11 protein-coding genes and 1 pseudogene are annotated in these 12,106 nt (G+C 67.1%); 2 read left to right on the top strand and 10 right to left on the bottom strand.

Annotated features, from left to right (window positions below):
* Positions 1–9: 9 nt before the first annotated feature.
* The 10 genes and pseudogenes from ccoP to AT699_RS21800 form a co-directional block, all read right to left on the bottom strand.
* Positions 10–963, bottom strand: a complete 954-nt coding sequence (ccoP, locus tag AT699_RS21845) for a cytochrome-c oxidase, cbb3-type subunit III (protein ID WP_024069853.1) — start codon at positions 961–963, stop codon at positions 10–12.
* Positions 960–1,136, bottom strand: a complete 177-nt coding sequence (locus tag AT699_RS21840) for a cbb3-type cytochrome oxidase subunit 3 (protein WP_080969313.1) — start codon at positions 1,134–1,136, stop codon at positions 960–962. Before AT699_RS21840 ends, ccoP begins: the two co-directional genes overlap by 4 nt.
* On the bottom strand, positions 1,136–1,843 hold the full coding sequence (ccoO, locus tag AT699_RS21835; protein ID WP_058207451.1) for a cytochrome-c oxidase, cbb3-type subunit II: 708 nt from the start codon (positions 1,841–1,843) through the stop codon (positions 1,136–1,138). Before ccoO ends, AT699_RS21840 begins: the two co-directional genes overlap by 1 nt.
* Positions 1,844–1,853: 10 nt before the next feature.
* Positions 1,854–3,320 carry a cytochrome-c oxidase, cbb3-type subunit I gene (gene ccoN / locus AT699_RS21830; RefSeq protein ID WP_058207450.1) on the bottom strand — a complete coding sequence of 489 codons (1,467 nt, stop codon included), beginning with the start codon at positions 3,318–3,320 and terminating at the stop codon, positions 1,854–1,856.
* 76 nt (positions 3,321–3,396) lie between these two features.
* On the bottom strand, positions 3,397–3,558 hold the full coding sequence (ccoS, locus tag AT699_RS21825) for a cbb3-type cytochrome oxidase assembly protein CcoS (RefSeq protein WP_026382396.1): 162 nt from the start codon (positions 3,556–3,558) through the stop codon (positions 3,397–3,399).
* Positions 3,555–4,521 (bottom strand): annotated as a pseudogene (locus tag AT699_RS21820) (P-type ATPase). The gene ccoS and the pseudogene AT699_RS21820 overlap by 4 nt, the downstream one beginning before the upstream one ends.
* 53 nt (positions 4,522–4,574) lie before the next feature.
* On the bottom strand, positions 4,575–5,612 hold the full coding sequence (locus tag AT699_RS21815) for a c-type cytochrome (RefSeq protein ID WP_024069850.1): 1,038 nt from the start codon (positions 5,610–5,612) through the stop codon (positions 4,575–4,577).
* Complete coding sequence (locus tag AT699_RS21810) at positions 5,609–6,334, bottom strand: c-type cytochrome (RefSeq protein ID WP_054448492.1); 726 nt, start codon at positions 6,332–6,334, stop codon at positions 5,609–5,611. Before AT699_RS21810 ends, AT699_RS21815 begins: the two co-directional genes overlap by 4 nt.
* Positions 6,335–6,618: 284 nt before the next feature.
* Positions 6,619–6,960, bottom strand: coding sequence for a hypothetical protein (locus AT699_RS21805; RefSeq protein WP_024069848.1), 342 nt, complete (start codon positions 6,958–6,960; stop codon positions 6,619–6,621).
* Positions 6,961–7,034: 74 nt separating this feature from the next.
* Positions 7,035–7,442 carry a hypothetical protein gene (locus AT699_RS21800; RefSeq protein ID WP_006387686.1) on the bottom strand — a complete coding sequence of 136 codons (408 nt, stop codon included), beginning with the start codon at positions 7,440–7,442 and terminating at the stop codon, positions 7,035–7,037.
* 545 nt (positions 7,443–7,987) lie between these two features.
* Here AT699_RS21800 and AT699_RS21795 point away from each other — a divergent pair.
* Both AT699_RS21795 and AT699_RS21790 read left to right on the top strand, forming a co-directional pair.
* Positions 7,988–10,765 carry an ATP-binding protein gene (locus tag AT699_RS21795; RefSeq protein ID WP_049051293.1) on the top strand — a complete coding sequence of 926 codons (2,778 nt, stop codon included), beginning with the start codon at positions 7,988–7,990 and terminating at the stop codon, positions 10,763–10,765.
* Positions 10,762–12,036, top strand: a complete 1,275-nt coding sequence (locus AT699_RS21790; protein WP_006387688.1) for an EAL domain-containing response regulator — start codon at positions 10,762–10,764, stop codon at positions 12,034–12,036. The genes AT699_RS21795 and AT699_RS21790 overlap by 4 nt, the downstream gene beginning before the upstream one ends.
* Positions 12,037–12,106 lie beyond the last annotated feature (70 nt).

Here is a 12,106-nt window from a genome sequence, read left to right as displayed (position 1 = left end):
GGGCAATGCCTAATCGGCCGGGCCGGCGGGCGCGGCCGGCTGCGCCTGCGCCTCGGGCTTGTTCGACAGGCCCCAGACCCAGGCCGTCAGGAGCTTGATCTGCACCGGCGTCAGGATGTCGCCGTGCGCCGGCATGTGATTTTCGCGCCCATCCAGGATGGTCTTGACGATGGACGCTTCCGAGCTGCCGTAAAGCCAGACTTCGTCGGTCAGATTCGGCGCGCCCAGGACCTGGTTGCCCTTGCCATCGACACCGTGACAGGCAATGCAGTAGGTCTGATAGCCGCGCTGGCCGCGCAATACCCGCTCCGGATCCGCGTCCAGCCCCGACAGCGACCGCACGTATTGCGCGATGTCGCCGGCGGCCTTGGGGGCGATGGCGGCTTTCCAGGCCGGCATCACGCCGACGCGGCCATAAGTGATGGTCTGCATGATGGTGTCGGGCGAGCCGCCATACAGCCAGTCCTTGTCGGCCAGGTTGGGAAAGCTGGGCCCGCCCTTGGCGTCGGAGCCGTGGCATTGCGCGCAGGTGTTCAGGAACAGGCGCTGGCCGATCTCCCGGGCGCCCGCGTCCGCGGCGATCTGCGGCACCGTCATGGTCTCGAAGCGCGCATAGATCGGGCGCACGGCCTCGGCCATCCTGGCCTGCTGCCGCGCCACTTCGTCGGCGCTGCTGTAGTCCAGCAGGCCTTGGTATGTTCCCAGGCCCGGCATCAGGAACAGGTAGCCCAGCGCGACCGCGCACGCCAACAGGAACATCCAGGTCCACCAGCCAGGCACCGGGTTGTTCAGTTCGGTCAGGTCGCCATCCCAGACATGGCCGGTGTCGTCCGCCTGGCCGCCGGCCGGTCTGGCGCCGAGCCAGCGGCGTTGCGAGTACAGCAGCGTCACGCAGAACACCACGCCGCCGACCGCGACGATGGAGATGAAGTAGCCCCAGAAGCCGCTGACGAAATCGCTCATGGCTGATCCGCTCCGTCTTGTTGTGCCGGCCCGAATTCATCGGGCAGCGCGAACGGCAGCATCGCCGATTCGTTGTTGGCGCCCTGGCGGCCGCGCGAGCAGGCCCACCAGACGATGCCGACGAAGGTTGCCATCGAGATGGCGGTGACGATTGCGCTCAAGTAAGCCATGATCAACCTCCCGTGGCCGCGGGTTGCGCGGCGGCAGCGGGCTGCGCCGCCTTCCTGGCTTCTTCGGCCTTCTTGGCCTGCCGCGCCTTGCGCACGCCCACGCCCAGCCCTTGCAGATAGGCCACCAGCGCGTCCTCTTCGGTCTTGCCTTCGATGGCCTTGGGCGCGGCGGCGATCTCTTCGTCGGTATACGGCACGCCCAGGGTCCGCAGCGCGCGCATGCGCTGCTCGACGTTCTGGCCGGTGATCACTGTCTTTTCCAGCCAGGGATAGGCCGGCATGTTGGACTCGGGCACCACCAGGCGCGGGTTGCGCAGGTGGATGCGATGCCACTCGTCGGAGTAGCGTTCGCCCACGCGCGCCAGATCCGGGCCGGTGCGCTTGGAACCCCACAGGAAGGGATGGTCGTACATGGACTCCGCGGCCAGCGAGTAGGGGCCGTAACGTTGCACTTCGGCCGCCAATACACGAATCTGCTGCGAGTGGCAGCCCACACAGCCTTCGCGGATGTAGACGTCGCGCCCCATCAGGCGCAGCGGGCTGTAGGGTTCGACCCCCGCCACCGGCTGCGTGGTGCTGTGCTGGAAAAACAGCGGCACGATCTGCACCAGGCCGGCGAACGACACCACCAGGATACTGGCGATGATCATCCAGCCGATGTTCTTTTCGAGCGTCTGGTGGGAGAAAAAACCTTGTTGCTTGTTGGCCATGATGTCCTCGTCAAGCGGTGGCCGGCGCGCCGACGGCGTGGGCGGTGTCCGGCGGAATGGCGGGGTTGACCGCCTTCGCGCCGCTCACCGTCTTCCACACGTTCCAGGCCATGATCCAGATACCCGACAAGTAGAGCGTGCCGCCCAGCAGCCGGATCAGGTAATACGGCACCCGCGTCTTGAGCTCTTCGACGAAGCTGTAAACCAGCGTGCCGTCGGCTGCCGTGTCGCGCCACATCAGGCCCTGCTGCACCCCGGCGATCCACATCGCGGCGATGTACAGCACCACGCCGATGGTGGCGATCCAGAAGTGCAGTTCGATGGCCTTGACGCTGTACATCTTTTCGCGGCCATACAGGCGCGGGATCAGGTAGTAGAGCGAGCCGAACGAGATCATCGCGACCCAGCCCAGCGCGCCCGAGTGCACGTGGCCGATGGTCCAGTCGGTGTAGTGCGACAGCGCGTTCACGGTGCGGATCGCCATCATCGAGCCTTCGAACGTGGCCATGCCGTAGAACGACAGCGCCGTCACCATGAACTTCAGGATCGGATCGGTGCGCAGCTTGTACCAGGCGCCCTGCAGCGTCATGATGCCGTTGATCATGCCGCCCCACGACGGCGCCAGCAGGATCAGCGAGAACGTCATGCCCAGCGACTGGGTCCAGTCGGGCAGCGAGGTGTACAGCAGGTGATGGGGACCGGCCCACATGTAGGTGAAGGCCAGCGCCCAGAAGTGGACGATCGACAGGCGATACGAATAGATGGGACGGCCGGCCTGCTTGGGCACGAAGTAGTACATCATGCCCAGGAAGCTGGTGGTCAGGAAGAAGCCCACCGCGTTGTGGCCGTACCACCACTGCACCATGGCATCCTGCACGCCGGCATAGGCGGAGTACGACTTCCACAGCGTCACCGGCATCTCGATGTTGTTGAAGATGTGCAGGATGGCGATGGTCAGGATGTACGAGCCGAAGAACCAGTTCGCCACGTAGATGTGCTTGGCGCGGCGCTTGACGATGGTGCCGAAGAACACGATGGCGTAGGCCACCCAGACCAGCGTGATCAGGATGTCGATGGGCCATTCGAGTTCGGCGTATTCCTTGCTGCTGGTGTAGCCCAGCGGCAGGGTGATGACGGCGCCGACGATGACGACCTGCCAGCCCCAGAACGTGAAGGCGGCCAGCCAGTCACAGAAAAGGCGGGCCTGACAGGTGCGCTGGACCACGTAGTACGAGGTCGCGAACAGCGCGCTGCCGCCGAAGGCGAAGATCACGGCGTTGGTGTGCAGCGGGCGCAGGCGGCCGTAGCTGAGCCAGGCGGTGTCGAAATTCAACTGAGGCCAGATCAGCTGCGCGGCGAGAAAAACACCCACGGTCATGCCGACGATGCCCCAGAACACGGTGACCAATGCGAACTGCCGGACGATACGGTAGTTGAAGGTGTCGGACTTGCTTGCGATGGCGGAGTAATGGTCCATTACCACCCCCTTTTTTTAAACAACAGCCTCAAGTTTCAATGATGAGGGTCGATATGAATATGGGATTCGATCCGAATCATCCGCGAACCGTCGGTCCGCTGTCGTCGTCGCGCAGGATGGCGGCGCCGGCGTTGTCAGTGTCGTCATACTGGCCGCTGAATACCGCCCACCACAACGACACGCCGATGACCAGCACGAACAGCAGGGACAGCGGCAGCAGCAGGTAGAGAATGATCATGGGGCGGACCCCGGCGCTTCGGCGCATGCCAGATCAGCGGACCAATCGCGGCGGGCCCACCGCCACGCGTTGCATGCCACCGCCAACGACGACACCAGCATGGCGATCGCCGCCAGCCAGGGCGTGACCCAACGCCAGCGGCGTCACCAGCAGATGCCAGGCCAGCGCAGCGTGCAGGCTCTGGCGCGCCTTGCGCTGCGCCTGGGCCAGCAGCGTGTCCAGCGCCGCTTCGGACATCGACGGATGGGCCGCCAGCGCCGAATGGGCCGACGCCATGGCGGTGGGCACCGCCATCGACATGGCGCAGGGACAACTCATCACCAGCAGCGCCACCATGACGGGAAGGCTGCGGGTCGGATCGATATAGGCCCAGGCGGCCGCCGCGGCCAGCGCCAGCGCCACCTGCGCCATGACGAAGCGCGAGGCCAGCCGGTCTGCGCTGGCGCCCAGCAGCAGGCGCTGCGCCTCGACCCGGGCATGCCGTTGGCTGCCCGTCGGGCCGCCGAACGACTGCCGGGCGCAAAGTTCCAGGTAGCGCGCCGTCAGCAGGAAGGCGACGAACATGGTGACCGAATCGAAGTACACCTCGCCGCGGCCCGTATAGGTGGCATGCACGCTGGGGACGAAGGCGGCGACGATACCCAGCGCCACCGGCACGTCCATGCCGGCGCGGCCCTGGCGCAGGTTGGCGCCGGCGTGGCGCCAGATCGGCCAGGCCGAATACAGCACCACCGGCAAGGTCAGGGCCAGGCTGGCCCAGTTCATCAGCACGATGGCCCAGTCCAGCGTTTCCAGGGCGTCCCTGGGGATGCCGTCATGGCGCAGATAGCCGGGCCACGCAAGCATCATCACCTGCATCATTGCCAGCCAGGCCAGCGACAGGCGCAGCAACGCGTGCCGGCGCAGTCGCCGGTCGGCGTCGGACAGGCTCGGGGGCTGCGCGAAAATGGATCGGTGTCGCATGTGGTGGCGGTGCCGGCTGGGACTCCATCGTCAATGGCCGATGACATCCGGCCTCAGCGCCCGGTGCCCTGCGCCAGCCTGCCTCCGGACGGCGGCGCCTCGCTGCCAAGCAGGTGGCCATTGATTTCGAGGCCGTACAGCGAATCCTCGGAATCGTGGTATTTGGCGCGGGTCTTGGCCACGGATTCGGTGTAGCGCGGATCTTGCGGGCGTTCATGCGCGTTCATGAAGTAGGCCACGTCCCAGGCTTCCTGGTCGCTCAGCAGGCCGCCACGGCCCAACGGCATGTTGGCCTTGATGAAGCCGGCGGCGTTCTTGATCTGATGCATGCCGGCGCCCCAGTTGAAGGAATCGGGCCCCCACAAGGCCGGGAAGACCCAGTGTTCGCCATTCTTCTGACCCTGGCCTTCGTCGCCATGGCAGACGGCGCAGTTCCGGGCGTAGACCTGGCTGCCCCGCAGGTAGTCGGCCTTCTGTGGCGGCGCCGCCAGCTTCGGATAGCCGTGGCCCTTGAGCGGCACGCCGGTGGGCGCCTTGTCGGCGAGCCAGAACATGTAGGTCTGCAGGGCGACCAGGACCGGATCGTCGGCCGCGGGTGGCTTGCCGTTCATGCTGAAACGGAAACAACCCTGCAGTCGTTCTGCGAGCGTATTGACGTGGCCGTTCTTGGCGCGATAGGCCGGATACATCACGTAGGCTGCCCACATGGGCGCGGCGTCGGGGCGGCGGCCGGCGTCCAGGTGGCAGCTGGAGCAATTCAGGTTGTTGCCCGCGAACTGGGGAGCGTTCTGCGGCGTATGAAGGAAGATCTGCTCGCCCTGGCGCACGGTCTTGCCGAATGCCGTGTCCGGCAGCGAGGCGGCTGATGGCGGCGTGAAAGCGGGGCGGGTATCGGGCCGCGGCGCGGCGGCCGCAGGACCAAGGGTTGACGTCCGATCGGCGGGCGCATCGGCTGGCGGGCGAGGAAGGGCAGTCGTGGGAAACGTCGGGCGCCCGTTGCGAATCGCGGTGGCCAGGACGATCGCGCTGATGGCCAGCAGCGCAAGGACGGCAACCTGCAGCGGGCGCAGGCGGGAGGAGGGCGGGATCATGGCTTGGCCTTCGCGGCGGTGCCGGCTTGCGCGGTGAGCGGGTCGGCCGCCCTGGGCAGGCCGGCGTAGTAGGCGGACACCGCGGTGATCTCGGCGTCCGTCAGGCGCGTGGCGACCGCCGCCATCAAGCCCAGCGGGCCGGGCGGACGTTGGTTTTCACGCCACAGGCGCAGCTGTTCGGCGAGGTAGGCGGCGGGCTGGCCCGCCAGGCTTGGGAAATGATCGCCCACCCCGATGCCGCCGGGGCCGTGGCACTGGTTGCAGGCGGGTATGTTTCTGTCCCAGGCGCCACGAATGGCGAGCCAGGCGCCCACGTCGGCGGGCTTGGGAGACTGCTGCGCGGTGGCGGCCAGGCGGTCGGTGTCCAGGGGGGAGGGCAGCGCGGCGTAGAACCGCGCCACGGCCTCGCGTTGCGCCGGTTCCAGTGTCTTGGCGATGGTTGTCATGACGGGACTGACGCGCGAGCCGTTGGCGATGGCCTCAAGCTGTTCCTGCAGATAGGCCGCGCCAGCGCCTGCCAATCGGGGAAAGCCGGAGACCTGGTTGCCTTCTCCGTGGGCGCCGTGGCAGAGCATACAGGCGGGCGCGCCGTTGGCGCCCTGGGTGCTGATGAGCAGTGCGTCAGGCGCGCCATGAACCGTGCCGGGCACTACGGAAAACACACTGGCGAAGAAGATCGCCACGCTCGCCCATCGGGCGCCGGGCAGAAGGCGGGAGGACATGAGGAGGAACGCTGCCGAAGATTTTGGCTCGACTATATTTCCAAAGACGACGACATAGAACCGCTATGCACGAAAGGTAGGACACAAAGATCGCGTTCGCGCACGCGCCCGTCGCATCGCGACGATGCCGTCCGTCCTGTCCAGGCGCAAAAAACCCCGCGGAACGTGAGTCCTGCGGGGTTATGGCGGGCCTGCCGGTCGTCGGCCTCGCCTGCCTGCCTTGATCCGCGGCAGCCCTGGTTCGGGGCCTGGTGCGCGGCCTCGACCCTGCCGGGTCGGGCCGCCTACTTGATCTTGCTGCAGCGGAAGGCCTCGATGCCTTTTTCCACGTAATGCGGTTCGCGCGCGCAGGCCGCGCGCATGGCCTGGTTGGCCAGTGTCATGAGGTTGGCCGCATTGGTCATGGCTTCCAGTCCGTCCGGGCCGGGGCCGATCTTGTCGAAGCGTTCCTTGAACTCGGTGGCCTGCTTGCTGTAGGCGAAGGCTCGCATCACATCGGCATAGGCGATGGCGCGCGAAATGTCGCCCGCGGTGGGTTTCTTTTCGGCGGCAAGGGCCGGCCCGGCCAGCAGGGTCAGGGCGAGCAGGGGAACGACTAGGGCGTGGGTGGCTTTCATGTTCATCATCAGGAAGTCTCTTGCGGGTTGTCCGAGGAGAGGCCGGCCGGCGGGGCGCTTGGGCGATCCGCGTGGCGCCGCCGTCACCACATCTTGCAGGTCGTGCCGTTGTTGACGAGTTCGCCGCCGACGACGATGCCCTTCTCGTCGACGTGCAGCATGGTGTAGCAGCTGGCGACGCCCGTGCGCCGCTGGTAGATGGTGCCGGTGTTGTTGCCGAAACCGTAGCTGACGCCGCCGGGCGGAGGCACGTAGAAGGTGCCGACGGCCTCGTCCCAGGAGACTTCGCCGGAGGTCTGCCACATGTAGACCAGTTGCCCGATCGGCAGGTCTTCGCTGGCATAGACGCGGTCGGGCACGCCCCAATCGGCCACGATGTCATTCACGGGCTTGCCCTTGTGGCGCATCATCGCCACGTCCCAGGTGGTGCAGGCGCTCAGCACGGCGCCGCACAGGCAGGCCAGCAGGGCCTTGAAAAAACTGAATCGCACGTTTGTTTTCCTTGTTCAGATGCTCGACAGGTGCCCTACGCGCCGCATGATGCCAGCGCGTCGCGCCCATGGCGAGAGGGGGTGTGGCGCGCATTCCACATCCGCCGCCCGGTGCGCCGGATTGCTCCACCCCTTTTCCCGGGGTTGCCACCGGGGAAGGTTCGGCAAAAGCGGGGGGCCGTCATAGGGCGAGGCGCGGGCGAAGGGGCGCTGGCCGGTCTGGCGATGCCGGTTGGCGTCGGGTTGTTCTGAATTAATTTATTTTATTTTGTTACATAGAGCGGGCGAAAAACCACGGCGACATGGCTGCGGGCCGGACCGGGCGGATCGCCAGGGGGAGGCGATTGCGACGTGGCCGAGGGCGCTGGCGCGGCGGGCTTTTCCCCGGGCCGAACAAGGCGGGGCGGCGCGTGCCGGGGGCAGGCCCGCTCCCACGCTTTGAGAATATTCTTGGCTTGGCCGCCAAAGCGGAAATCTATGATCGACGCATGATCTTGAATCCCCGTTCCCGGGAAGCATTGACGGCGGCGGCCCCAGGCCTGCCTATGCTTCTTCTGCACATGTTTGCCGTGGCGCTCGCGGCTTGCATCCTGGTGGGAACGGCGCTGTACGCCTATGGCGCGTTCACCGGCGAAGTCTCCAAATACCGCCGCCGCATGAACGCCGGCGCCTACAACGCGCAGCTGTATTTCGACCAGCGCGAGTCGCTGTTGCGTTCGGTGGCCGCCTCGGCGGTGCGCAACACCGACCGCATGTCGGTCGCCGATACTCCCCGGACCTTCGGCGCCACCGGCCAGATCAGCGTGGCGCCGCTGGTCGATGCCGGTGGCACCTATGAATGGGCGCTGATCCTGACGCCGCGCGACCGCGCCAACGTGGCGCAATTGCGCGCGCACGTCGTCTATGCCTCGCCCGCCAATGCCACGGTCACGCGCCTGTCGCTGCGCTCCGACGCCGGCGCCACGCCCATGTCCGACGCCACCGCGCGCTGGCTGGCGCAGGCGTTGCGGCTGCGCAGCGCGCAACCGGGACCCGACGGCCGCAATCCGATCGTCTGGCTGCGCCCGCCCATGGACGAGGCCAACCGCCTATTCCTCTATACCCCAGCCGACGTCACCGGCGATGAACGCACCTGGATCGGACTCGAGGTCGGCGGCCTGGGCGCGGTCGTCGGCGAAACCGAATGCGCCAGCGGCGGCGCCGGCTATGCCCTGTACGACGGCAACGGCGCCATGGCGCTGCATGGCGGCACGCTGCCGCCGCGGGTCGAGGAAACGCCCGCCTACCTGTCGAGCGATTCGTTTCGGCTGCGCGGCGAAAGTTGGTGGCCGCAGACGCTGGTGCTGGTCAAGTCGGTCGGCGAGGCGGGCTGGCGGCTGGCGTACTACGTGCCCATCGGCGACCTGCTCGAAGATGGCGCCGTGGCGTTCTGGACCGCCGGCGCGGTGGCGGCGTTGCTGATCGTCATCGTGCTGCTGGCGGTGCGCCACATCCGCAACCGGTTGGTGAAACCCGCGCTGCGGCAGTACGAGGCCCTGGTCGACAGCGTGGCGCTGAACCGCAAGATCGTCGACGTGGCGCCGGTGGGGTTGTGCCTGCTGCGGCGCAAGGATGGCGAACTGCTGCTGTCGAACGCGGCGGCGCGGCAATGGCTTGGCGAACAGGACCACTGGCGCCAGGCCCTGCTGGGGGCCGGCATCGAAACCGGCGGCGGCGAATACACCCTCAAGGACGGCCGCAGCGCCTACGTGGCGTTCGCCGCCACCACCTATCAATCCGAGGACGTCGTGCTGTGCGGCATCAGCGACATCACCGCGCAGAAGAAGGTCGAGCATGCCTTGCGCCAGGCCAAGCTGGCCACCGATCGCGCCAGCGAATCCAAGGCCATGTTCTTTGCCACCATCAGCCACGAAATCCGCACGCCGCTGTACGGCATCCTGGGCACGCTGGAACTGCTGGCCCTGACCGGCCTGACCGGACAGCAGGAACAGTACCTGAACACCATCCAGCAGTCTTCGTCGACCCTGCTGCGCACCATCAACGGCACGCTCGACCTGTCGCGCATCGAGGCCGGCCATGAAGAGCTCGAAATCAGCGCCTTCTCGCCGGCGGACCTGGTCGAGCAGGTGGTGGCCAATTACGCGGCGCGCGCCCGCGCCAAGGGCCTGGACGTCTACGCCATCACCGAGGTCGGCATGCCGGCCTCGGCGCTGGGCGACTCGATCCGCATCCTGCAGATCCTCAACAACCTGGTCAGCAACGCCGTCAAGTTCACCGAAGCCGGACGGGTCGTGCTGCGCGCCAGCGCCACCGCCGAGGGGCCGGGACGCACGCATCTGCGCTTCCAGGTGGCCGATACCGGCCCCGGCATTTGTGAAACCCACCGCGCGCGGCTGTTCGAGCCTTATTTCCGCGCGCCCGCGGCGCAGGATTGCGATGTCGCCGGCACCGGCCTGGGGCTGACGATCTGCCGGCGCCTGTCCGACCTGATGGGCGGCTCGCTGTCGGTCGTCAGCGAGGAAGGCCTGGGGACCAGCATCCTGTTCTCGCTGACCCTGGACACCGACGAACAGGCGGCGGCGCCGCCTCTCACCCTGCAGCCACGACCGGTATACGTGGACGGCGCGGTGCCGGAGGTGGTCGACAACGTGCGCGGCTGGCTGGCCGCCTGCGGCGCCAACGCCTTGCCCTATCGCAGGCAGGCGGACGGCGTCGAACCCGATGGCGCGGTGCTGGTGCAGACCTGGCCGCCGGCGGTGCCCGAACCGCGCTGGAAACACCAGCGGGTGCGGGTGCTGGCGCCCGGCGCCGGCCAGGGCGCCTTCATGGCCGCCACCGGCGGCGCCGGCGTGGCCAGCGCATTCAACCCGGTCAGCATCTGCCGCGCCGTACAGATGGCGCAGGACGGCGTCGAACCCGGCGCGCTGGGGGCCGACGGCGCCAAACAGGGGCCGCTCGACCTGCGCATCCTGGTCGTCGAGGACAACGTCATCAACCAATTGATCCTGCGCGAGCAACTCGAGCATCTCGGATGCGCCGTGACGCTGGCCGGCAATGGCGAAGAGGCCCTGCAACGCTGGCGCGGCGAACGGTTCGACCTGGTCCTGACCGACCTGAACATGCCCGTGGTCAACGGCTACGAACTGGCGCGGGCGCTGCGCGAGGGCGGCTACGACGGCCCCCTCATCGGCCTGACTTCCAGTTCGGCCGCCGAGATCGCGCAGCGCGGGGTGGCCGCGGGCATGACCCAGGTGTTGTGCAAGCCCCTGCCTTTCATGGTCCTGGCCCAGACCCTGCACGGCATCGCAAAGGATATGAAGTGAAACAGCTCTCCGATTACAAAGTGCTTGTCCTGGACGACCACGCGTTGCAATGCCTGCATCTCAAGGACATGCTGCAACAGGCCGGCTTCGGGCATGTGGATACCGTCGAAAGCGCCGGCGCCGCGCTCGACCGCATCAGCGCCGAAGGCTACCACCTGGTGCTCATGGACATCAGCATGCCCGGCATGGACGGCGTGCAGTTCATCCATGAACTGGCGCGCCTGAACTTGCGGCCCATCCTTGCCGTCGTCACCGCTTGTTCGCGGCGCATGGCCAACAGCGTCGGGCTGATGGCCAAGGAAAACGGCTTCTCGATGCTCGGCACCTTCGTCAAACCCGTCACCGGCGAGCAGATCGCCAGCCTGGCGGACCGCCTGCGGCGTCGCGCGCCCGACGATGCCCAGGAGCCGCAGGCCCATCGCGGCGACACCGAAGGCCTGTTGGACCGGGCCAGCGTCGAATCCGCCTTGCGCGATGGCAGCATCCAGGCCTGGTTCCAGCCCAAGAAATCCCTGTCCTCCGGCACCATCGTCGGCGCCGAGGCGCTGGTGCGCTGGCGGCATCGCGGGCTGGGCCTGATGCTGCCGGGCTCGTTCCTGCGCACGCTGCGCGAGTACGGGCTGGACTACGAGCTGCTGACGCGCATGCTGGAAGACAGCCTGGCCGCCTATCGCATCTGGCGCCGGCGCGGCTTCCGCGTCCCGGTGTCGATCAATCTGCCGGTCAGCCTGCTGGATCGCCCGCAACTGCCCGACGAACTGCACCACCTTGTCACCCATGGCGGCATTCCGGCCGAAGACGTAACATTCGAACTCCTGGAAGACGACATGACGGTGGCGCCCGGCAATTACTACATGGGCGCCAGCCGCTTGCGGCTGAAGGGATTCGGCTTGTCGCAGGATGATTTTGGCAAGGGCTATAGTTCGATGTACAGCCTCATCTCCACGCCGTTTACCGAACTGAAGATCGACCGCGCTTTCGTCCATGGGGCCACCAAGGACGAGGTCCGGGCGGCCGCGCTGGTGTCATCGGTGCAGCTCGGGCGGCAGTTGGGGTTGCAGGTCACCGCCGAGGGAGTCGAGACCATGGAAGACCTGCAATTCCTGCGCCAGATCGGCTGCGATTGCGTGCAGGGCTTCCTGATCTCGGCAGCCGTCGACCTGGCGGCGTTCAACGAATTGCTGGACAACGAGCCCACGCCCGCCGAACTGGCGGGCGCCGTCCATGGCCAACCGGCGGCGCGCCGCCGCCACGGCGCCCGTGGGCACTGAAATCACCGGGCAGTCCGACCGCGGCCGCCAGAAGCCGGCCTGACGCTCTTTCGCTCCCCGTTCGACTCTC

Origin of the sequence: Achromobacter xylosoxidans, from assembly GCF_001457475.1 — a bacterium.
Classification (GTDB): Bacteria; Pseudomonadota; Gammaproteobacteria; order Burkholderiales; family Burkholderiaceae_B; genus Achromobacter; species Achromobacter xylosoxidans.
Note: the sequence above shows the minus strand (reverse complement) of the source record. Positions and strands in the feature narration are given on the sequence as shown.

Bases quoted from the DNA above. Each gene is read 5' to 3' on its own strand.
- ccoP (WP_024069853.1), bottom strand. From the start codon at position 963: ATGAGCGATTTCGTCAGCGGCTTCTGGGGCTACTTCATCTCCATCGTC.
- ccoO (WP_058207451.1), bottom strand. From the start codon at position 1,843: ATGGCCAACAAGCAACAAGGTTTTTTCTCCCACCAGACGCTCGAAAAG.
- ccoN (WP_058207450.1), bottom strand. From the start codon at position 3,320: ATGGACCATTACTCCGCCATCGCAAGCAAGTCCGACACCTTCAACTAC.
- ccoS (WP_026382396.1), bottom strand. From the start codon at position 3,558: ATGATCATTCTCTACCTGCTGCTGCCGCTGTCCCTGCTGTTCGTGCTG.
- AT699_RS21815 (WP_024069850.1), bottom strand. From the start codon at position 5,612: ATGATCCCGCCCTCCTCCCGCCTGCGCCCGCTGCAGGTTGCCGTCCTT.
- AT699_RS21810 (WP_054448492.1), bottom strand. From the start codon at position 6,334: ATGTCCTCCCGCCTTCTGCCCGGCGCCCGATGGGCGAGCGTGGCGATC.
- AT699_RS21805 (WP_024069848.1), bottom strand. From the start codon at position 6,960: ATGATGAACATGAAAGCCACCCACGCCCTAGTCGTTCCCCTGCTCGCC.
- AT699_RS21795 (WP_049051293.1), top strand. From the start codon at position 7,988: ATGCTTCTTCTGCACATGTTTGCCGTGGCGCTCGCGGCTTGCATCCTG.